The organism is Paenibacillus zeisoli (genome assembly GCF_003994465.1).
Lineage (GTDB): Bacteria > Bacillota > Bacilli > Paenibacillales > Paenibacillaceae > Fontibacillus > Fontibacillus zeisoli.
This window is the reverse complement of record NZ_RZNX01000001.1, coordinates 1,014,937-1,036,599: the sequence shown is the minus strand read 5'-3', so window position 1 is coordinate 1,036,599 and position 21,663 is coordinate 1,014,937. Positions and strand designations below refer to the sequence as shown.

General features: G+C 46.9%; 21 protein-coding genes and 1 tRNA gene. 21 read left to right on the top strand and 1 reads right to left on the bottom strand.

Going from position 1 to position 21,663, the window contains the following annotated elements:
• The first annotated feature begins 27 nt into the window (after nt 1–27).
• The 14 genes from EJP77_RS04965 (at nt 28) to EJP77_RS04900 (ending at nt 7,725) form a co-directional block, all read left to right on the top strand.
• A complete protein-coding gene (locus tag EJP77_RS04965) occupies nt 28–663 on the top strand; it encodes a LysM peptidoglycan-binding domain-containing protein (protein WP_127198319.1) in 636 nt (211 codons plus the stop codon).
• On the top strand, nt 660–1,655 hold the full coding sequence (locus tag EJP77_RS04960; RefSeq protein ID WP_127198030.1) for an XkdQ/YqbQ family protein: 996 nt from the start codon (nt 660–662) through the stop codon (nt 1,653–1,655). The genes EJP77_RS04965 and EJP77_RS04960 overlap by 4 nt, the downstream gene beginning before the upstream one ends.
• The gene (locus EJP77_RS04955; RefSeq protein ID WP_127198029.1) at nt 1,648–2,055 is read left to right on the top strand and encodes a hypothetical protein; all 408 of its coding nucleotides are present in this window, start codon (nt 1,648–1,650) and stop codon (nt 2,053–2,055) included. Before EJP77_RS04960 ends, EJP77_RS04955 begins: the two co-directional genes overlap by 8 nt.
• A complete protein-coding gene (locus EJP77_RS04950; RefSeq protein WP_127198028.1) occupies nt 2,048–2,506 on the top strand; it encodes a DUF2634 domain-containing protein in 459 nt (152 codons plus the stop codon). Before EJP77_RS04955 ends, EJP77_RS04950 begins: the two co-directional genes overlap by 8 nt.
• On the top strand, nt 2,506–3,624 hold the full coding sequence (locus EJP77_RS04945) for a baseplate J/gp47 family protein (RefSeq protein WP_127198318.1): 1,119 nt from the start codon (nt 2,506–2,508) through the stop codon (nt 3,622–3,624). The genes EJP77_RS04950 and EJP77_RS04945 overlap by 1 nt, the downstream gene beginning before the upstream one ends.
• Nucleotides 3,625–3,631: 7 nt before the next feature.
• On the top strand, nt 3,632–4,192 hold the full coding sequence (locus tag EJP77_RS04940) for a YmfQ family protein (protein ID WP_127198027.1): 561 nt from the start codon (nt 3,632–3,634) through the stop codon (nt 4,190–4,192).
• A complete protein-coding gene (locus EJP77_RS04935; RefSeq protein WP_221885994.1) occupies nt 4,185–4,544 on the top strand; it encodes a tail fiber protein in 360 nt (119 codons plus the stop codon). Before EJP77_RS04940 ends, EJP77_RS04935 begins: the two co-directional genes overlap by 8 nt.
• Nucleotides 4,545–4,853 carry a hypothetical protein gene (locus EJP77_RS04930; protein ID WP_127198025.1) on the top strand — a complete coding sequence of 103 codons (309 nt, stop codon included), beginning with the start codon at nt 4,545–4,547 and terminating at the stop codon, nt 4,851–4,853. It abuts the gene before it with no gap.
• Between the two features lies 1 nt (nt 4,854).
• A complete protein-coding gene (locus tag EJP77_RS04925) occupies nt 4,855–5,436 on the top strand; it encodes a hypothetical protein (protein WP_127198024.1) in 582 nt (193 codons plus the stop codon).
• Between the two features lie 14 nt (nt 5,437–5,450).
• A complete protein-coding gene (locus EJP77_RS04920; RefSeq protein WP_127198023.1) occupies nt 5,451–5,669 on the top strand; it encodes a hypothetical protein in 219 nt (72 codons plus the stop codon).
• A gap of 294 nt (nt 5,670–5,963) precedes the next feature.
• Nucleotides 5,964–6,359 carry a hypothetical protein gene (locus tag EJP77_RS04915; RefSeq protein WP_127198022.1) on the top strand — a complete coding sequence of 132 codons (396 nt, stop codon included), beginning with the start codon at nt 5,964–5,966 and terminating at the stop codon, nt 6,357–6,359.
• Between the two features lie 8 nt (nt 6,360–6,367).
• Nucleotides 6,368–7,054 carry a M15 family metallopeptidase gene (locus EJP77_RS20840; RefSeq protein WP_246021673.1) on the top strand — a complete coding sequence of 229 codons (687 nt, stop codon included), beginning with the start codon at nt 6,368–6,370 and terminating at the stop codon, nt 7,052–7,054.
• On the top strand, nt 7,055–7,330 hold the full coding sequence (locus EJP77_RS04905) for a holin (RefSeq protein ID WP_127198021.1): 276 nt from the start codon (nt 7,055–7,057) through the stop codon (nt 7,328–7,330).
• 320 nt (nt 7,331–7,650) lie between these two features.
• On the top strand, nt 7,651–7,725 hold the full coding sequence (locus EJP77_RS04900) for a sporulation protein YjcZ (protein WP_127198317.1): 75 nt from the start codon (nt 7,651–7,653) through the stop codon (nt 7,723–7,725).
• Between the two features lie 50 nt (nt 7,726–7,775).
• On the opposite strand, the gene EJP77_RS04895 is transcribed toward EJP77_RS04900, so the two are convergent.
• Entirely contained in the window at nt 7,776–8,564 is a 789-nt protein-coding gene (locus tag EJP77_RS04895; RefSeq protein WP_127198020.1) for a polysaccharide deacetylase family protein, read from the bottom strand.
• A 182-nt stretch (nt 8,565–8,746) separates the two neighbouring features.
• Here EJP77_RS04895 and EJP77_RS04890 point away from each other — a divergent pair.
• From EJP77_RS04890 to EJP77_RS04860, 7 genes are all read left to right on the top strand, one after another.
• A tRNA-Leu gene (locus EJP77_RS04890) sits at nt 8,747–8,832 on the top strand.
• Between the two features lie 237 nt (nt 8,833–9,069).
• On the top strand, nt 9,070–9,735 hold the full coding sequence (locus tag EJP77_RS04885; protein ID WP_127198019.1) for an amino acid ABC transporter permease: 666 nt from the start codon (nt 9,070–9,072) through the stop codon (nt 9,733–9,735).
• Nucleotides 9,716–10,393, top strand: coding sequence for an amino acid ABC transporter permease (locus EJP77_RS04880; protein ID WP_127198018.1), 678 nt, complete (start codon nt 9,716–9,718; stop codon nt 10,391–10,393). Before EJP77_RS04885 ends, EJP77_RS04880 begins: the two co-directional genes overlap by 20 nt.
• Before the next feature lie 21 nt (nt 10,394–10,414).
• Entirely contained in the window at nt 10,415–11,170 is a 756-nt protein-coding gene (locus tag EJP77_RS04875; RefSeq protein ID WP_127198017.1) for an amino acid ABC transporter ATP-binding protein, read from the top strand.
• 18 nt (nt 11,171–11,188) lie between these two features.
• Nucleotides 11,189–12,067 carry a cysteine ABC transporter substrate-binding protein gene (locus tag EJP77_RS04870; protein WP_127198016.1) on the top strand — a complete coding sequence of 293 codons (879 nt, stop codon included), beginning with the start codon at nt 11,189–11,191 and terminating at the stop codon, nt 12,065–12,067.
• A gap of 358 nt (nt 12,068–12,425) precedes the next feature.
• Nucleotides 12,426–13,148 carry a response regulator transcription factor gene (locus EJP77_RS04865; protein ID WP_127198015.1) on the top strand — a complete coding sequence of 241 codons (723 nt, stop codon included), beginning with the start codon at nt 12,426–12,428 and terminating at the stop codon, nt 13,146–13,148.
• A gap of 208 nt (nt 13,149–13,356) precedes the next feature.
• The gene (locus tag EJP77_RS04860; protein ID WP_127198014.1) at nt 13,357–21,282 is read left to right on the top strand and encodes an alpha-amylase; all 7,926 of its coding nucleotides are present in this window, start codon (nt 13,357–13,359) and stop codon (nt 21,280–21,282) included.
• Nucleotides 21,283–21,663 lie beyond the last annotated feature (381 nt).

Here is a 21,663-nt window from a genome sequence, read left to right as displayed (position 1 = left end):
AGCAGGAGGTGAACCATGGTTTCCGGTATGGAATTTAGTCTGAGGGATGGAAATGGGGAGAATTTTGTTTTCCCCGTGAATCCTGAAGAAGTGCAGATCACGCGCGAGCGGGGATACGATACGGTATCCCTGTTGTCGCTGGGTGATTTTGATTTTCCGCAAGGGGAGAGGGTGAAGGAGATCACCTTCTCTTCTTTTTTTCCAAAAGTTTATAACGAGAGTTACTGCAACTATAAGCCCGTTCCCGACCCGCAGAAAGCAATGAACAAGCTGACGACCTTTCTGCACAGCAAGACACCGCTGCGGCTGATTATCACAGGAACACAGGTGAATACCTTGGTTATTATAGCCTCCCACAATTCGACCTTTCGGGGTGGTGAAACGGGAGATGTTTATTTTGATCTGACTATGCGGACCTGGAGAGAGTTGAAGGTTGGAAAGTTAGGTGGAGCGGTTGCGGGATCTGGAGCCAAATCCAGTCGGCCTGATCTGAAGAAATCTCCTAAGATCTATATCGTCAAGCCGGGGGATTCCCTTTCGAAAATAGCCAAGCTTCAGCTCGGCAGCAGCGCACGTTGGAAGGAGATTTATAAGCTTAACAAGCTGCTGATTGGGAATGATCCGAACAAGATCAGGGTTGGCCAGAAGCTGGTGATGCCATGACTAGCGTAGGTAGTGAGGCCAATTACAAAGTTATTTTGCAGAATAAGTATGACCTTACCCCGCTGGTGGAAAGTATTTCACTCAGGGATTCACTAGATCAGATTGCCTACCAGGCAACAATTAGTCTTATAGTCCATTCAAGCCTGCCTGCGATTGAACCGGGGCAGGATATTCGTGTTAGTGGTGTGCCCTATGGAGGTAAAGGCCTGGTGTACCTTCTTCAGCCCGGAGTGATCTGGGAGTGTGAAAGCTCGGGAAGCCCCAAGCGGCTTACGCTAACGGTATACGATAAGACGATTTATCTGGATCGTTCAGAGGATGAATACCTGTTCCCCAAAGGGCAGTCTGCCGACGAACGAATGAAGAAATATGCGCAGCACTGGAATATTCCACTGCATAAAGACATGCCGAATACGAAGACAAAGCTAGGACGTGCCATGTACCGGGCCCAGTCCATCTATTCGATGATGACCAGTGATCTTAGAGAGACGGCAAAGCTTGGGGGTGGGCTGTTCCATCCGAGAATGACGCCGAGCGGTCTTATTTTGCACAAATTAGGCAGTAACGCTGTGGTCTATAAGCTTGATTTCAATACAGAAGTGGGGCAATCCAGATCCTTGGAGGGAGCTGTGACCGAGGTGAAGGTCATCGGTTCTTCGGAAAGCGGCAGCGAGGAAGTTCCATCTAAAGTGCTGGCTAGGGTGAAAGGTCAGACTGATAAACTTGGCACGCTGCTGAAAATTGTCCAGGACGACGCTGTTAAGACGGAAGCTGCCGCCAAAATCTTGGCTAAAAGCAAGCTGGCAGGTATCCAGCATTCACTGACCGTGACTTCTCTTGATGTGAACACGATCAGGGCAGGGGACGCAGTTATGGTCAGCGGGGAGCGCCTAATTGTGACTTCTGTCAGCCGGGAACTGAAGAATGGAGGCACGATGACTCTGGAGCTTGCTGCAATGGATGATGTTAGAAGGAGGTTTTATCTTGAGTGAAGATACTTATGGAACGCTGGCCTCTCTTGTTAACACCGCTATGATATCCCATACCAAGCAGGCATTGAGCGGAGTGGGGCCGGTCTTGGCCACCCTAACACCATCAGGTCTAAAACTGGATGACTTCAAGCATGAAATTCAGGATTTTTTGGTGGCGGAGCTTCCGGGGAACTTAGTTCTTCCGGAATTCACACTTGCAGGTACTGTGGAAGGTCTGCGGGATGGAAGTGGCGGAATGGTTGGTGGAGAGGGAAGGTTTCTTTTTCACGAGGCAGAGATTGAGAAGACGTTATTGAATGTGCGACAAGGTCTCCGGCCCGGAGATCGGGTGCTTGCCCTTCGCCTAAATGGAGGCCAGGATGTAATTGTTATGTGCAAGGTGGTGAGTGGGAATGCCTAATCTATTTCCTGTAAATGCAGATTTCACAGAGTCTGAGATTATGCAGGAAGCCGAGGCAGGAACTACGACTCGGTTTGGACGGAGCTGGAAATTTGATTTCAATGCGGGAGAATTTATGATTACCCCTACAGGCAAAATCGTGCAAGCGGACGAGAAGGAAGCCTGGATTCAGTGGTGTATGAAGACGATTCTAACCGCACGATACAAGTATATAATCTACTCTCGTGACTATGGCCATGAATTGGAAGGTCTGATCGGTTCCGGCGTTCAGAGAGCTGTCTATGAGAGTGAGATTCAGAGAATGGTTCAGGAGGCTTTGCTCACGGACAGCCGTACCGAACGAGTGGATGGATTCGAATTCAATTGGCTGGGGGATAACTGCTCTTTCAGCTGCAGGGTGTCTAGTATCAGGGACGAACAAGTAACTTTACAGGGAAACGTGGTGATATGATGGGCGAATTGCCTTTATATTTGGAGGATCAGACTGAAGAAAATATTTTGCAGCGCATGCTGGCCAGAGTGCCTTCCGATATTGATATTTCGGAAGGTTCTTTCATGTGGGATGCGGCTGCTCCGGCCGCATTCATGCTGTCCGAGGCTGCATTATGGGCACAGCAGATGCTGAATCGCGGGTTCGCAGCGACCGCTTATGGCGATTATCTGGATCTTCGCTGCGCGGAGCATGGGGTAGTGAGGCGGGAAGCTGCGCCGGCTGCAGGTACGGTTATTTTTACTGGAACACCTGGAAGCTTGATTCCATCTGGAACGATAGTGGCTACACCTGCGGATGAAATATCGGGGGAGAACTCGATTGATTTTGCCACTAATAGAGATGTTGTACTGGGCGAGGATGGCCTTGGTTCAGTCCCAGTAAGGGCGGTAGTCGCAGGCAAGAACGGGAATGTACCAGGAGGAACGATTACCGTGATGACCTCGTCGGTTAGCGGGATCAGCGCTGTTACGAATGAAATCGAGACAAGAGGCGGTGCAGATATCGAATCGGATGAGTCTTTGCTTGCGCGTTTTCTCGAGAAGGTTCGCAGCCCAGGGACCAGCGGGAATAAGGCACAGTATCGCCAGTGGGCTTTTGAACAGCCGGGAGTAGGTGGGGTGCAGGTTCAGTCCCTCTGGAAAGGTCCGGGAACCGTGGGCATTTACCTGCTAGATTCAGAGAAAAGGGCAGCTGGTTCAGAGGTGGTCCAAGCCGTTCAGCATTATATTGATCCGACTCAGGATGGGCAAGGTCAAGGAGCAGCACCGGCGGGAGCCGTGGTTACTGTCATGGCTGCGGAAGAAGTGCCCCTAAATATCAGTGTCAAGCTGACGCTGGCTGGCGGTTCTATACTTGCGAATGTGAAGACGATGATTGAAAAAGGAATTCGGGATTACCTGAAGACGGTCGCCTTTACCGATCCGCTTGTCCGCTACACAAGAATTGCAGCAGTCTTGCTGGATCTCTCATCCATTATTGACTATGCAGACCTGACCATTAATGGAGTGAGTAATACCAATCTAGAGATCCCTCAGGGAAAGGTTGCGGTGCTAGGGACGGTGAATGTGGGTGAATGAGCTGGTGATGAGAAGCAGGCGGGGGGAGGAAATGCTGTCCTATTTGCCTGATTACTATGCGACCTCAAGAGTCATTAAGGCGGATATGGATGCAAAAGGGGCCGAGTTAGACTCCCTCTTCGCGGCTATGGATGAGACGCTCAATCAATTCTTCGTCAGAACCGCCACATGGGGACTGGGTAGATGGGAGTCTGAGCTCGGCATTCGGACAGAGCCGGATAAGCCTATTGATCAGCGCCGTGCGCTAGTTGAGTCAAGATTAAGAGGAGCCGGAAGTTTCACAGGTCATCTAGTGAAAAGTGTAGCCGAGTCGTATGACGGTGGGCAAGTGAACGTAACGTTCCAGCCTGCGAAGTATTCTTTTACCATCCAGTTTATAGATACGATTGGCATCCCGCCAAATCTGGACGATCTCAAGGCTGTAATCGAGGAGATCAAGCCAGCACATATGGCGGTGGAGTATGAGTTCAGTTACATGCTAATCCGCGATCTTCACGAAGTTATCAAGATTAATGAGCTGGAGAACATTCCATTATCTAAATTTGCAGGAGGTGTATTCCGTGGCTAGCAGCACACCCAATTTAAACTTATTGAAAAAGAATCCAGCAACAGACGGAAATGATACGTTCAACATCGATACGATGCTTAATCAGAACTGGGACAAGATTGATGGTGCGATTGGAAAAGTACAGACAGATCTAGGGAATATCAAAATTGACATTCCAGATGCTACCCTTACATCCAAGGGGAAGGTCCAGCTTTCCAGCTCCACAAGCGGAACTAGTGAATCATTGGCGGCTACGGAGAAGGCGGTGAAGGATGCATATGATCGGGGGAGCGCAGGGGTAATGGCAGCTGGTGCAGCCGAGACGAACGCTAAGAATTACACAGACCAAGTAAATAGATGGGGGGCTCTATAAATGCCAGATGTAAGTAAAAGATTAGGAAAAGGCATATTCGGGACTGCGAGCACTACAGTATACACAGTACCGGCTTCTACCACGACATTTCTCAAGGCACTGACTATTTGCAATAAGACGGCCACAGATGCCACAGTTACACTTTTGCTGGCAGGGACAGAGGTGATCTACCAGCATAAGATCAAGGCCAATGATACAATCACTATTCCGTTCCTGGACCAGATTCTGAATGCAGGGGAGACGATCACTGGACTGGCCGGCACAGCTTCAGCTCTTACCTACTATATTAGTGGCCGTGAGGTGAGCTAAGATGCCGATGTTAGATAGTTACGGACTGGACATAAATCGGATAGACGGGACAGGCGTGGCGCAGCCTCCTAAAATTATTGTTCCCGGAGTATCAGACCAGATAATGCCTGCGGATAATTATGATCAGATTACGGTGAAGGGTGATGCTGATCTAATAGCAGCGAATATTAAGAGTGGGGTAGATATTTTTGGGGTGTTGGGTACTTATGTAGGAACAGGAAGACAGTTTGTATCTGGAATAACTACATCCATTCAACCCGGTATATCATTTAATATGGTAGGCGGTGGCGCGCCAGTCGCATTGCCTTATGTGAGTGTAGCTGGACTTACCTTTAAACCTAAAGCGATTATGCTATTTGCATCAAACAGTACCTACATGACGGTATATCAAAGTTATTTGGGTGATTATTATATGGGGGCAGGTACTGGGTGGTGTATTGTAACTGCCGCATATAGTTCAACACAAACATCGGGTTATCTGAGTGACTTTATAGAGACTGGTAATCTATCCGTTACCGCTACGACGTTTCAACTACCTGTATGGGCAGGAAATATACAATATAATTGGATTGCTTTTGAATAAAAGGAGGAATGAAGATGAAAACATTACTTGTACATGATGCCAAAGGCTATGTGGTTTCTATGATTACCGGGGACTATCACGTACCGAGTGGGATACCTTTTCTTGAGATAGAAATCCCAGAAGCGAAAAGAATTAAGATGATCGATGGTATCGGGATAGATGTTTCATTCGATCCGCATCAAGTTATATTGGAAGACATTCCACCTAGTGAAGTAGGGGTGCTAAGAGCCTAATTGGAAACAACGCAAGAAGTTGTTGACTTCCTGTTACTCCAGAAAGGGCTGAGTAATCATGGCGTTGCATTTTAGCAATGAGTATTATGCTGAAAAATGCAATAAGCTATCATTGTGTATTGTACCCTGAATATAAAGCTGAAATTGACGTAATCCTATCTGCCGAAGGTAAGCAGAATATGACCGTAAGAAGCATTTGACAGAGACAACGCCCCAAGGCGTATTTTTATGCCCCCGATCCGGGGGCTCTTTTCTTTAAACAACCATTTTCACATAGAGAGAGGAGGCTAATTTATGACCGACGGGAAAGTAGATAAAGAGGGAGGGACTAAGGATGTAGTTATCCAAAGGCTCGAAGGGGTCGAGAAGGGGCTTGCAGCACTGTCCAATGAATTTACCCGACTAGCAGCCGAGAGCATCAGCACGACAACCAAAATCAAGCTCCTGGAAGAGAACGATCACAGGCATGATGAGAGTATCAACCAGATTAAAGAGTCCACGATAAAAATGGAAATTCAATTCAGCGCGATTATGGCCAAGTTCGATTCATTGGAAAGCAAGATATTCACCCTGCTCCAACAGGCAGGCAAAGATAGCAGCGCCGAACGCAAAATGTGGCTCGATCTACTTAAGTACGTAATTGGAATTACCGTGGGAGTAATGGTGGCAAATATGTTTCTTGGAAAGTAGGTGCAACAATGCGATATGACAGACGGAACCGGACCAATTTGGATAACTTGTCCCCAAATACCCGCATGGCAGCTTATAAATGGTACCAATTTTGCTTGGATAACAACATAGATATCCTTATTACCGAGACGATCCGGACGAAGGAGAAGCAGGCTGAATATGTAAAGAACGGATCGAGTCATACCCTGAAGAGTTGGCATTTGGTAGGCCAAGCTCTGGACTTTGTACCTGTATCTGAAGCTGGTGGTGCTGACTACAACGCCTACTACCGGGCAGACATCCAGAGGGCTGTTAGCGAAGCCAAACGACTTGGATTCAAGTGGGGAGGCGACTGGAAAGGCAGCTGGGACAAGCCGCATTTGGAGTATCCGTACAAAGGTTATGGAACCGACAAGAAGCTTGAATGCGTGCCCATAGTTAAAAATCTAAAGGGAGATGATGACGGAATGACCGCAGCAGAAATGAATGAACTTGATGAACTTAAGGACACAGTAAATGCCCAGTCCGACCGCATCACGAAGCTGGAAAAACTGCACAGCAGCGAGATACCTAAATGGGCTGAGATGGCTGTGAAATCGGCATATGAAGCCGGGTTAATTGACACACCTAAGGGCGGCAGTGAGGACTTTTATCGGGTACTAACTGTTCTATACCGCGGTGGGTTACTCAATGCAAGAGGGGAGGATAAACATTAAATGGAGAATGCAAATCTAATCGTAGTTCTGGCCTTTGCTTCGGTGTTGACCGTTTTTGTGTTGGCAGGAGTTCAGTTGATGAAGAGGACAGTTAATGTGAAAAAGAATCTGCTTCCGGTGCTTGGTCTAGGGATCGGCCTCATTGTTGGCGGGATATCGTTCCCTTTTACAGACCTTAATCTGACCCTGCGCCTATGGGCAGGAGGACTAGCTGGCCTCAGTGCAACGGGATTGTTTGAACTCGGCAAGAATCGACCAGGTAATACAAAGGATTAACCTCAGGGGCTCGTCCCTCTCATCCGCAATTAATTTCCTCCACAGGGGCGTACACCCAGCCACCCGGGCACCAGCGGGCATAAGGTAGGGTAAGTCAACTATCAAGGAGGAGTTATTTAATGATGAACAATAGTGCTTTGGGAATGTCAGAGAACCACAAAATGGGTATGGGATACGGTGCACCTATGCAAAGTCCGGCTTACACATCTCCTATGCATGGATACGACAATGAGCCTATGCACATGCACGGAGCTCCTTATCATCATTGTCCGCCCGTATATGTTCAGTCTGCGTGTCACACTCCAGCGCCTTCCCCAGGAATCTGGGCTTCCTCGGGATATATTCTTGTACTGTTCATTCTTCTGGTCATTATTACTCGCGGTTTGTGGATCTGAGACTGTTTACGAGACAGAGAACAAGCGGGCCTTCATGGCCCGCGCCTTATTTACAAGCCTGTCTTCCTGCCCTTGTCATGTAAATCCTTAACAGGTTGGGCCCGCTTCTGATGCTTCATAAGCTCACTGACGGTAACGCAGCGAAAACCGCGTTTTTGGATCTCCGGCAGAATAGTCTTTAGTGCGAGAGTGGTTTGGGAGCTGCCTTCCACATGGTCGTGCATAAGTATGATATCCCCGCTACGAAGATTGCCAAGTACCTTGTTCACAATTCGGTTGACGCCGGGCTTTGCCCAGTCTCGTGTATCCTGATGCCAAGACCAAAGAATGACTTGGTAGCCTTTATTATGGCTGGAAGTGACGATGTTTTTATTGTAAAATCCGCCTGGCGGGCGGAACAAGACGGAATGCTTCCCTGTAGCATTATATATCGACTCTTCGGCTCGCGTGACTTCTTTATCGAATAATTGTGCTGAATTTCTAGCATTGAAATACATATGAGAATAGGTGTGATTCCCGATTTCATGCCCTTTTCGATTCATCTCTTTAAGAAGATCGGGATTCTGGACAGCCCGGTTACCAATCACGAAGAAGGTGGCCTTTGCCTGATATTGCTCGAGAAGATCTAGAATGACAGGAGTCTGCTTGGGGTCTGGCCCATCGTCAAAAGTAAGAGCAACCACCTTGTCCTCGGTAGGAACCTCCCATACGATTTCGCCCCGGGGTTCATAATAATCCCGTCCCATCGGAGCTCCTTGAGCCTCCGCTAAAGTTCCCGTAACTGAGATAGCGGCAGTACTTAGGATCAGGGACAGGGCTATTGTCCGCCATTTATTCATGGTTGCCTCCTTTAATGGTTGTGCAATATTCATTTATTATGTGAGGAAAGAGGTAGTTCATACATTTCTATAAAAGCAAACCTTTACAGCTAGTTGTTGACATATTAGCAAGCAGCATGTTATGATCTATTTCGTCGCTAAATATTGTATAATGACTTATCGGCATGAAACGGCGTAATTACGCCGGGGTGGCGGAATTGGCAGACGCACAGGACTTAAAATCCTGCGGTAGGTGACTACCGTACCGGTTCGATCCCGGTCCTCGGCATTCTAATTTAAGTAACGAATTAAGATCACATGGCTCTCAAAATTTTTGAGTGCTGTGTGATCTTTTTTTTTTTGGTTATTATCCAGCATATGGACAGATTGGGAATTTTAAAATATAATCTTAAATACAACTTAGCAGGTGGGAATAATATGATATAAATCATATGACCATCATTAAGATTGAGATAGACTTTCTCAAGTACATAGTAGATCAATTTGTATACAGAAGGGTGGAAATATGAGTTTAGATTGGACGTTCATTGCTGACAGCCTTCCTTTGTACCTGGATGCCATGTGGCTGACTGTGGAATTAGCGCTTATAGCTATTATCGTATCGATGATCATCGGGTTGCTGTTCAGTCTTGTGTTGTTTTACAGGATCAAGTATCTAAGTGGTTTCATTGTGGGCTATGTTGAACTGTCTAGAAATACGCCCTTGCTCGTTCAACTGTTTTTCCTATACTACGGGCTGCCCAAAATAGGACTGCACTTGAGTGAGTTTGATTGTGCTGCTATAGGTCTGGTATTTCTGGGCGGGAGCTATATGACAGAAGCTTTCAGAAGCGGAATTGAAGCCGTAAGCAGCTCGCAGCTTGAATCGGGGTTAAGCATTGGACTTAGCAAAGTCCAGCTCGTTAGATATGTCATACTTCCTCAGGCATTTGCAATCAGCATTCCTTCGCTTGGCGCGAATGCCATCTTTTTGCTGAAAGAAACCTCCATTGTAGGCGCAATCGCTCTGATGGATCTGATGAATGTAGCCAAAGACCTGATCGGAATGAGTTATAAGACAGCGGAATCTCTGATTCTGTTGGTGCTGGCTTACTTGGTCTTGGTGCTGCCCCTGTCCCTGGTGCTAACTTGGCTCGAAAGGAGAGTTAGACATGCCGAATTCGGGGGTTGAAGTGCTGTTTGAAGGATCGAATTTTGAACGTCTGCTGGGCGGACTGCTTGTAACTATAGAAATAGCCTTTATTTCTATTATGATCGGGACGATTCTAGGTGTCGTTATGGGACTGCTCAGAACGGTTCCTACCAGATCATTACGTCTGCTTCTGAGACTGTACCTTGAGGCATTCCGGATTATTCCGATTTTGGTCTGGTTGTATGTGGTTCATTTTAGCTTCTCGCCACTGCTGCATATCGATATCAGTGGGGAGACTACGGCCATTCTGGTATTCAGTCTGTGGGGTGCCGCGGAAATTGGGGATATTGTACGGGGCGCACTCGAATCGATGCCGAAGCATCAGGCGGAATCCGGCAAAGCCCTGGGACTGAGTAAAGGCCAGCTGTACAGATATGTGTTGATACCGCAGGCTGTTCGCAGAATGCTGCCGGGGGCTATTAACCTGGCGACGCGAATGGTGAAGACAACTTCGCTAGTCGTTTTGATTGGTGTCATAGATGTAGTGAAAGTTGGACAGCAGATTATAGAGCTTGGGGTCATTAAAGCGCCGAACGCCTCATTTTGGGTCTACGGCCTAATCTTTATACTTTATTTTCTTGTATGTTACCCGTTATCGGTGTTGTCCAGGAAATATGAGCGCAGATGGCAGAGCTAACATAGGAAAGGACATGTCAAGATGAGTGAGAACACAGAAATTTTGCTGGAAGTGGAGAACTTGCAGAAATTCTTTGGAGACAGGCATGTTCTGAATGGAATAAGCCTCCAGGTGAAGCGGGGCGAGGTTACCGTAATTCTTGGACCATCGGGCTGCGGAAAAAGCACTCTACTTCGGTGCTTGAACGGTTTGGAGCCAGTTCAGGGTGGAACGATCCATTACCTGGGACAGAATTTAACCGGGGAACACGTGAATTGGCGTGAAATAAGACAGCATATCGGGATGGTATTTCAGAACTATGAGCTTTTCCCGCATATGACGGTGATCGAGAACATACTGCTAGGGCCGCTGAAGGCTCAGAAAAGAGATAGTAAGGAGGCACTCCAGCAGGCGGAGACGCTTTTGGACCGGGTGGGTCTGCTCGCCCGAAAGAATGACTATCCGCGTCAGCTATCGGGAGGACAGAAGCAGCGGATTGCAATTGTCAGAGCACTTTGCATGAATCCTGATATTATTCTGTTTGACGAAGTAACGGCTTCACTTGATCCAGAAATGGTGCGCGAGGTGCTGGATGTAATTCTTGGACTTGCGAATCAGGGGATGACGATGCTTATCGTCACGCATGAGATGGGATTTGCAAGGTCGGTGGGCGACCGGATAGTCTTTATGGATCAGGGCAAGATTTGTGAAATCGCGGATCCGGAACAATTTTTCACCGAACCAGCGACTGAGCGTGCACAGCAATTTCTAAATATATTTGAATACAACAAATTATAAGAAACGAGGGTGAGTAGGATGAAGAAACACATCAAAGCACTAACGGGGTTATTACTAGCGGGTATATTGTTATTAGGGCTGACTGCATGCGGAAATTCAGGTAACAGCGAAGGAACGACTAACGGTTCAGCGAAATTTGCTTCTATTGAACAGTTGAAGAAGAATGATAAGATTAGAATTGGCGTTTTCGCGGACAAGCCGCCGTTCGGCTATGTCGATTCTCAAGGTAAGAATCAAGGCTTCGATGTTTATATTGCCAAGAGATTCGCCAAAGACCTGCTCGGTGACGAATCCAAAGCTGAATTCGTTCTGGTTGATGCCGCGAGCCGTGTGGCCTATCTGGAATCGAATAAGGTTGATATTATTATGGCGAATTTCACAGTAACGGATGAAAGAAAGCAGAAGGTAGATTTCGCGAGTCCTTATATGAAATTATCTTTTGGTATTGTCTCGCCGGACAGTGCCCCGATTACTTCGATCGATCAGTTGAAAGCGAAAGGCCAGAAGTTAATCGTAGCCAAAGGTACAACTGCCGAGACCTATTTCACGAAGAATTATCCTGACATTGAGCTGCTCAAATTCGATCAGTATACAGAAATTTTTGCGGCGTTAAAAGATGGCAGAGGTGCTGCTATTGCTAACGATAATACGGAATTGATTGCATGGGCCAAATCCAACCCCGGCTTTACGGTCAGTATCCCGGCCTTTGGCGGTCAAGATACCATTGCCCCCGCGGTAGCCAAGGGGAATACTGAACTGCTGAACTGGATTAACAAAGAGATGGAGACTCTGGGCAAAGAAAAATTCATCCATCAAGCCTACAAAGATACCCTCAAGGATGTTTATGGGGAAGGCTACTCGGATCAACTTGTAGTTGAAGGCGGAAAGATTCAGTAAGGTTGATGAGCACAGGACTTAAAATCCTACGGTAGGTGAGAGGTTAGAACGAGGGAAGATTGTATGGTTCTCATGAAGATATGAGGGCTGTGCAATCTTTTTAATTAGAAAACCAAAACCTACTCATCGTTGTTGCTGAGTATACGCCCTGCTTGATTATATTTTTTGTGTAAAAAACAGTACTTTTTTCACGCTCTAAAGTTCACCTTCTAATGTTAATATCTACAGAAGGTTGGGAATTGATTTAATGCAATGGTTTACCAAAGATAAGCCAACAGACCACCACTGTGTAAATGCGGTGGGCAGTCTCTTAACATCAGTGGAAAGCGTTTTCAAATATTATGGAAGGAGAAAATGAATGCGGGAAAAAATCGTAATCGTTGATGATGATACTGAAACTCGCAAGTTGTTGATTCAATCTTTACTAGAATGTGGCTATGATGCTATTGGATATGCTCAATGCGGACAAGCATTAGTCAGCTTCATTCATTCTCAAGATCCTGACTTAATTATTCTTGACCTGTCTATGCCAGGAGCAGACGGCTTGAACTTATGCGCGGAACTTCGCAATTTCTGCGATAAACCAGTCCTTTGTACAAGCCAACATACTGAGGATGATCTCAGGATTGAAGCCTTGAACCGGGGAGCAGATGAGTTTATTGCCAAACCCTCCAGCTTTGAAGTATGGCTCGCCCGAATTCGAGCACACCTCCGTAGGTATAAGCGGGCCTTTCCTGTTAATCAACGACATTTGATAGTCTACCCAGGCCTGCAGATCGACCCTACTACCCACTCAGTAATAGCCTATGGCAAGGAAGTCTCTTTATCTTCTAAAGAATTTCAACTCCTCATTGTTCTGGCAAAGAACCCCAATCGCGTATTCCACATCGAAACTCTATATGATCTCATTTGGAAAGACATTAAGCACGGGGACGTACGAACCGTTATGGTTCATATTTATAATTTGCGGCAAAAAATTGAGAAAATTCCGAGTGAACCGCTATATATTCTTACTGTTAGAGGTGCCGGCTATAAATTTAATGGATCGGTTTCACTCTTGATAGAATCCATGGATGCATAATATTAACACATTGATTATCTACTAATCTATGACTTTTTTTGAAAACTTATTCCATTACTTTAACTGGATTTTAACATAAGTTGGTAAAATTAACTTTGGGTGAAAACGATTGCATACCGCGTAAATCCAATCTTTAAAGCTTATCGCTTTCTGGTCAGGATCACGTTACTCGTTTCATACCAAAGGTTAGAGGAGGAGAATTAAGTTAATGGGAAAAAGGAGTTTCAAAGTTTTACTATGTATGATGCTGCTATGCTCAACGCTATGGAGCGTTGCAGTCTTGCCGGCGGGGCAAGCAGCAGCCGCAACAGCAACCAGGGCAGCATCGCCGACAGTCACCCGGACAGTAGCGGCCACAGAGGCCCCGGCAGCATCGGTCACAGCAGCTCCAACAGCAACGTCCGCAGTGACGCAGGCAGCAGCGCCAGCAGCAACAAGCAGTGTGCCGGTTAATGGCACGATAATGCAGTTTTTTGAATGGAATACCCCGAAGGATGGTGGACATTGGAACCATCTTGCTGCTGAAGCCGCTAATCTGAGCGATGTGGGTATCACGGCGATCTGGATACCGCCTGCTTATAAGGGCCACGCGGGAATTGATGATGTCGGTTATGGCGTCTATGATTTCTATGATCTGGGTGAATTCAACCAGAAAGGAACAGTACGTACCAAATATGGTACGAAAGCTGAATTGAAGTCGGCGATCGACTCGCTTCATAACAATAATGTTCAGGTTTACGGCGATATCGTAGTCAACCATATGATGGGTGGCGATCAAAGCGAGAATATTAAAGTGACGCAAGTACAGGGCAACAACCGGAACCAGACGATTGGCGAGTTTAATACAAACGTTTACACCAAATACAATTTTGATGGCCGTAACAATGCCTATTCCTCTTTCAAATGGGATTGGACAGACTTTGACGGTTCAGATGACTACGGTAAAATTTACCGCTACCCTGGAAAGTCATGGGATTGGGAAGTTAGCACTGAGAACGGTAACTATGACTACCTGATGGGTACCGATCTTGACTATGATAATCCGGCAGTTGCAGATGAAATTAAAAAATGGGGCGTATGGTACGTTAACGAAATGGGGCTGGATGGTTACAGACTTGATGCTGTTAAACATATCAAATTTAGCTTCATGAAGGATTTCGTAGAAAATGCCCGTGCCAAAACAGGCAAGGAGCTGTTCTCTGTCGGCGAATATATCGCGGGTACAGATGAGTTGAATTCTTATTTGGGCAAAGTGAATCAAAGCATGTCCTTATTTGATTTCCCGCTCCGCAACAATTTTGCGGCAGCTTCCAGCTCCAACGGAGGCTTTAGCATGCGCAACCTGGCCAGCGGAACATTGACAGGAACCAATCCAGTTAAGTCCGTTACTTTCGTTGAGAATCATGATACGCAGCCTGACCGTTTAGCAGATGCGCATGGCGCACCGGTTCTTGATTGGTTCAAACCACTTGCTTATGCGTTCACGCTGACACGCCAGGAAGGTTATCCTTCGGTATTCTATGGTGACTATTATGGAACAAGAAGCAGCAGCACTGCTGGTCCCGGAACTGGTAAAATCCAATCTCTGAAAAGCAAACTTGATCCGCTGCTGAAAGCACGCAAGGATTATGCATACGGCAAACAAAACGACTATCTGGATAACGATGACTTGATCGGCTGGACCCGTGAAGGCTTGGCTGCCAAACCGAACTCCGGCTTGGCAACCGTGATGACAGACCGTACCGGCGGATCAAAAACGATGTATGTCGGAACAAGCCACGCCGGTGAACAATGGAAAGATATCACAGGCAACTTCTCTGATAAAGTAACTATCGGCTCCAACGGTAATGGTACGTTCAAGGTTAAAGATGGTTCTGTATCGGTATGGGTACCCGATGTGGCAACTCCAACAGATCAACCTCCTACAATACCAACAAATGTTGAAGGAACAGCAACAAGCACTACATCCGTTGCTTTGAAATGGGCAGCATCTAGTGACGATAAGGGAGTAGTCAAATACGAAATCTATCGTGACAGCGCTCTCATCGGTGAATCTACAAGCCCTGCTTACACGGATTCAACAGTTCTTGCGGGCAACTCCTACTCTTATACGATTAAAGCTATAGATACAATCGGACAGAAATCAGCATTCAGCACTGCGACTAAAGTTACCGTCGGTGACGGGGGAACGCAAGACCAGCCTCCAACTGCACCAACGAATGTAAAGGGAACAGCTGTAGGCACTACTACTGTCAACCTGACATGGAGTTCTTCTACGGATGACAAGGGTGTTGTGAAATATGAAATTTACCGTGACGGTACGCTGAAGGGGGAAACAACGGGTACGGCATATTCAGACAACACAATAGCGAATGACAAAACTTATTCCTACACAGTCAGAGCAATAGATACGATCGGGCAGAAGTCAGTATACAGTGCTCCTGCTGTAGTGAAAATCGGCAACGGTGGACAGCAGCAAGAAGCAAGCCCATTCAGTTGGGATAATGCGAACGTTTATTTTGTCATGACAGACCGTTTCAACAACGGAAATACCAGCAATGACGGCGCTTATGGCAGACCTAAGGCTGATGCCTGGGGCTCGAATGTGGGAACATTCCATGGCGGAGATATTAAAGGTTTGACCAAGAAACTGGAGGAAGGCTACTTCACAGATCTGGGTACAAATGCAATTTGGATCACAGCTCCCTGGGAACAAATGCACGGCTGGGTAGGCGGTAAAGATGGTGACTTTGCTCACTATGGCTACCATGGCTACTATGGTCTTGATTTCACTGAAATGGACAAGAGCATAGGTACGATTGATGAAATGCGCGAGTTCGTTGATCTCGCACATAGCAAGGGAATCCGCGTTGTCCTAGATGTGATTATGAACCATGTCGCTTATCCGACACTTGTGGACATGGCAGAATACGGATACGGTGATCGCGGCGGACTCGCTGGCAACTGGACTCCAGATAAAAACCAAGGCCAGAACTGGCACACGCACAACACCATTATGAACACGAATAATTCCAGTGCTTGGGCTTCCTGGTGGGGAAGTAGCTGGATTCGCGCCAACAATATTGCGGGTTACGATCAATGCGGCGGCAGTGATCAGACGCAGTGCGTAGGGTTCCTGCCTGATATCAAGACGGAGTCTACTACTCCTACCGGTCTTCCACCGATACTGAAGACGAAGTTCAACAAAGAAACAAGCGGTTACGACAACTGGATCGTTCCAGCTGCCAAGCAATACCGCCAAGACCTTAACGTCGCCCCTAAGGATTATATGATCAAATGGCTGTCTTCATGGGTCGAGGAATTCGGAGTTGATGGCTTCCGTGTTGATACTGCGAAGCACGTTCAGGCAGACAGATGGAAAGAACTCAAGACAAGCGCAAGCAGTGCGCTGGCGAAGTGGAGACAGAACAACCCTACGAAACCGGGTGCAAATTGGACAGATAACTTTTGGATGACAGGTGAAGTGTACGATAAAGGTCTCGGCAGAGACGGCACTTATTTCGATAATGGATTTGATTCCTTAATCAACTTCTCGTTCCAAAATGCAAATAAGAGCGATTTGGAAGGACTCTTCTCTCGTTATGCAAGTGAGTTTAATAACGATCTACCCAACTATAATATGCTTAGCTACATCTCGTCCCACGATAGAAATCTGTACAACCGTGCTGGCTTGATTGATGCAGGTACAGCTTTGCTGCTGCTTCCTGGCGCGGTGCAAACCTTCTATGGAGATGAGACGGCAAGACCGTTCGGACCTACCGGCTCAGACCCTGACCAAGGCGCACGCTCAGATATGAACTGGAGCGGCATTAACCAAAGTGTTCTGTCACATTGGCAGAAGCTTGGACAATTCAGAAACAATCATATTGCAGTAGGTGCAGGAACGCATAAGAAGCTTGCGGATAGCCCGTATACGTTCTCACGCATCTATGAGAAGGATGATATTCTGGATAAAGTAGTTGTGGCTACAGGAGCTTCCGGAACTGTAGATGTGAGTGTATCCGGCGTATTCCCGGATGGTACAACTGTACGCGATGCTTACACGAAGAATGAAGTAGTTGTAAGTGGAGGCAAAGCTAAATTTACCGCTGGAGCCAATGGGGTTATTCTGATTGAAAATGTTGGCGTGAACAAAAAGTTCCCGGTTCTGACTGCCTCACCAGCAGGCGGTAAATTCAAATCGGAAACGACTACTGTAACGCTTTCGATCAAAAATGCGGACAGCGGCAAGTACACGCTGGATGGCAGTGATCCGATTAACGGAACTGCATTTACTAATGGAACAACAATCACAATAGGCGCAGGCATGGCCATTAATGACACGAAGACACTGAAGATGTACGCTGTGAATGAGAATGGCGAAGGTACGGCATCGTACGATTTTACGAAGGGCGATCCTAATGCCAAGCTGGAAATTTACTTCAAGAAACCAGCCGGATGGGGAACACCTTCGATCTACTTCTACGGTACAGCGCCTAAGGACAATGACCCAACTTGGGCCACAGCACCAGCAATGACAAGCGCTGGCGGAGACTGGTATGTGTACACTTTCGACAAGGCTGAACAAGCTACAATGATCTTTAAAGACAGCACAGGCAAACAATTGCCTGCCCAGAACCAGGCTGGCTTCACAAGAACAGCAACAGGCTGGTATGACGGAAGCACATGGTCCGATACAGATCCACGTATCATAACTAAACCGACGGCTCCATCAAACCTGGCTGCATCTGCGAAGACAGACAAGACCGTAACATTGACTTGGAATGCGTCAACTGACAGCTCCGGAATTGCCGGATACGATGTATACCGCAACAATATTAAGGTTGGTTCGCCATCAGCAGTAACTTATAAGGATACAGGTTTGACTGCAGAGACAACATATACCTATAAAGTTGTTGCCAGAAGCCAATCGGGCGGAATATCCGATCCAAGTAACGAACTTAGTGTCAAGACCAATCCGCCGGAACAAGGTACGGATAACACCGTCACAGTTTACTACAAAAAAGGATACGCAACTCCATACATCCACTATCGCGCAGAAGGCGGAACATGGACAGCCGTTCCAGGCGTGAAAATGGCAGACTCTGAAGTTCCAGGATATGCTGTGTACACGATTGACCTGGGTACCTCATCGGCAACACGCGCGGAGGTAGCATTTAATAATGGCAGCGGCCAATGGGACAGCAACAATCAGAAGAACTATTTCTTCAACAAAGGCGACAATACCTATGACGCAGGTAAAGTGACTGCCGGTAAGCCGGAAGATCCAAAGCCAGGCAACAAGGTTACCGTCTACTACAAAGAGGGCTGGACGAATGTTAACATTCACTATCGCGCCGAGGGTGGCACCTGGACGTCCCTTCCTGGTGTGAAGATGGAGAATGATTCGCTGAACCCGGGCTACAAAAAAATTACTGTTGATATTGGAACCGCAAGCCGTCTGGAAGCTTGCTTCAACAACGGAAGCAATGTTTGGGACAGTAACGGTCAGAAGAACTACTTCTTCAACACGGGCGACAATATTTACATTCCTGGCATCAATAATGCTCCAGGACAAGTGAAGCTTGGGGAGAAACCGCAAGGAGTAGATACGGTTGCTCCTTCGGTTCCAGCTAATCTTGCTGGCAATCTCAGCAGTGGATCTCCTAAGACAATCACGTTGACTTGGGGTGCCTCTACTGACAATGTTGGCGTAACAGATTACCAAATTACTCGTAAGAGTGGTACAAGCACAGAGACATTTACGGTGAATGCAACAACTTTTATCGACAGTACCGTAAAGGAAGGTACGACTTACAAGTACCAAGTCCGCGCTCGGGATGCTGCAAATAATTTCTCTGCTAACAGCAATGAAGTAACTATTGAAGTACCGAGCGCGGGTGATACCATCGCACCTACGGTGCCAACAAATGTAAAGGGTACAGCAACTACAACCAGTATTGCTCTTGAGTGGACCGCGTCAACGGATAACGTTGGGGTAACGGGCTACGACATATACAGCGGCAGTGTTGTGGCTGGAAGTGTTGCAGGAACAACCACAAGCTTTAACGTTACAGGCCTGTCGCCCAATACGGATTACAGCTTTACCGTGAAGGCTCGTGATGCTGCAAATAATGTATCTGATGAAAGCGCGGTTTTCCGTGTGAAGACACTTGCTGTAGACAGCAGCAACCGGCTTGTTAACCCAAGCTTTGAAACTTATACCGGTACTAACGGTGTGGCGAACAGCTGGGCCAAATCAGCGACATCAGGTGTGACTTCTTTGTTTCAAGTGGTTGCGGCACCAGTTGCATCCGGCAGCAAAGCCCAGAAGCTGACTGGGTCCAACATGGCTAACAATAATGCGGTTATGGTGTCTCAATTGATTCCAGTTGTAGGTGGTGCTTCATACACGGCAAGCGGCCAATTTAAAGTCTACAGCTTAGCCAATGCAAAGGTTCAGCTATACATCGATTTCTACAATGCGAGCAACACTTATATCGCTTATGCGAAGGTAGACTACAGTAAAGTAACTGACAGCTTTGTCCCTCTTCAGCTCAGTGGTAAGGTGCCGGCAGCTGCTACAAGCGCGAGAGTCTATGCTATACTTCGTGGAACTGAAGCAGATGGTGCGGGAAGTTTTGTAGTAGATGACATGAAGTTCAGTTCAGGAGATCCAGGTGATACACAAGCGCCAAGCACACCTGCGAGTCTTGCTTCCACTGGCAGTACCGCTACTTCGGTAAGCCTGTCCTGGACAGCATCGACAGACAATGTTGACGTAAGCGGTTATGAGATTTATCGTAATGGAACTAAAGTGGGTACTTCAACAACTCCAAGCTTTACCGATACAGGATTAACAGAGGCGACTTCGTATAAGTACACAGTTAAAGCTTACGACGCTGCAGGCAATCTTTCGGCTGCTAGCAATGAAGTAACGGTTGGAACTTCAGGAGGAACTGATACTCAAGCACCAAGCGTTCCAGCAAGCCTTATATCAACCGGTAAGACATCCACGGCGGTAAGCCTGTCTTGGGCGGCTTCAACAGATAATGTTGCTGTGGGAGGTTACGACATCTATCGTGGTGCAGTAAAGGTAGGAACTTCAACAACAACAACTTTTAAGGATACAGGTCTGACTGCCGAAACATCGTATACCTACACTGTAAAGGCTTTCGATGCTGCAAATAACTTCTCCGCAGCAAGCGCTGAGCTTACCGTGGTGACATTGAAAGATATTGTCGTTATTCCTGGGGGGAACAAGCCCTATTCCACTAACCCTTCATTTGGTAAACGCGTGTCCACTCCAATCACAATTGATGGGACTAACAATGGTGAATGGACAGATGACATGCTGATTGCCATCGATATGGCCGGAGATGATCCGCGTTCACTTGGAAGCAACTGGTCTATGCATGAAACGCCAATGGATCTTAGCCATTTGTGGGCTGCATGGGACAACGAGTACCTGTATCTGGCTTGGCAGTATGTAGATGTTACAGACATCGTTGACCCTGCCAATGCTGGTTCTGCAGGCGGTACACCGATTCGTTCTATGGATATGCCGCAAACAATAGCTTTTGATACGATTCGTGGTGCTGGCGCAACAAATGATATGTGGAAGAAGAATGGAAATAAGCCGCTCTGGGGCGGCCTGGATCTTCCTGATTATCAATTCAACATCGCTTCGAACATGTTCCACTCCGGTTACATTTCCAGAGCCGTTAACGGTCTATTCCCGGTTGACGATGCTGGAGTGAACTATAAGACAGGCGCAGCAGCCGGCATTACCGTTAAATTTGCTAAAGGCAAAGGGTATTCGACGCTATGGGGCGTGAAAGATGCTGATGATGTTAATAATCCAAGCAAGCTTGTAAACTTCATGACACTTGGCCACGATCCAAACCGTGACACGTTCTATGAAGCAAAAATCCCGCTCAGCGCACTCGGCAATCCGGATATTGAGAATGAAGGTATCGGTGTAATGCTGCACCAAGGCGAGTTCTCGCCGATGGATACCCTTCCTAATGATCCAGCGACTTCCGATACACCTGGAGTTTCAGAATCCAACTCTCCTAAAGAGTGGAGCGACATTGATCTCTTGACTGTTCCATTCGCGCGTATCGGCAGATAATCGCGGAGGCTTAGCCATGAAAAAGCATTGTAATTCCAGCAACATGGAATTCAATGCTTTCTCTTTGTGACACAACTAATGAATGGCAATGAAATAAATTTGAAATGTGGATATCATAGAAGCGCGTTAAAGCATTGACGGGATTCATGGCGGCGGGTATGTTGTTAATGGAGCTAATGGCATGCGTTCGGATGAACTTGTAGTTGAAAGCGGGAAGATACTAAGTAATCTAACCCACAGAATGGGAACCTTATGTAGCAAGGGTTTATGCTCGAGGATGATGTATGGCTAAAGAGCACCTATCCGAAATACATAAGCTTGGCAGATAAGGCCGTCTCTGTTCCTATAGAGATGGCCTTCTATTATTTAAGAAAGTGTCGG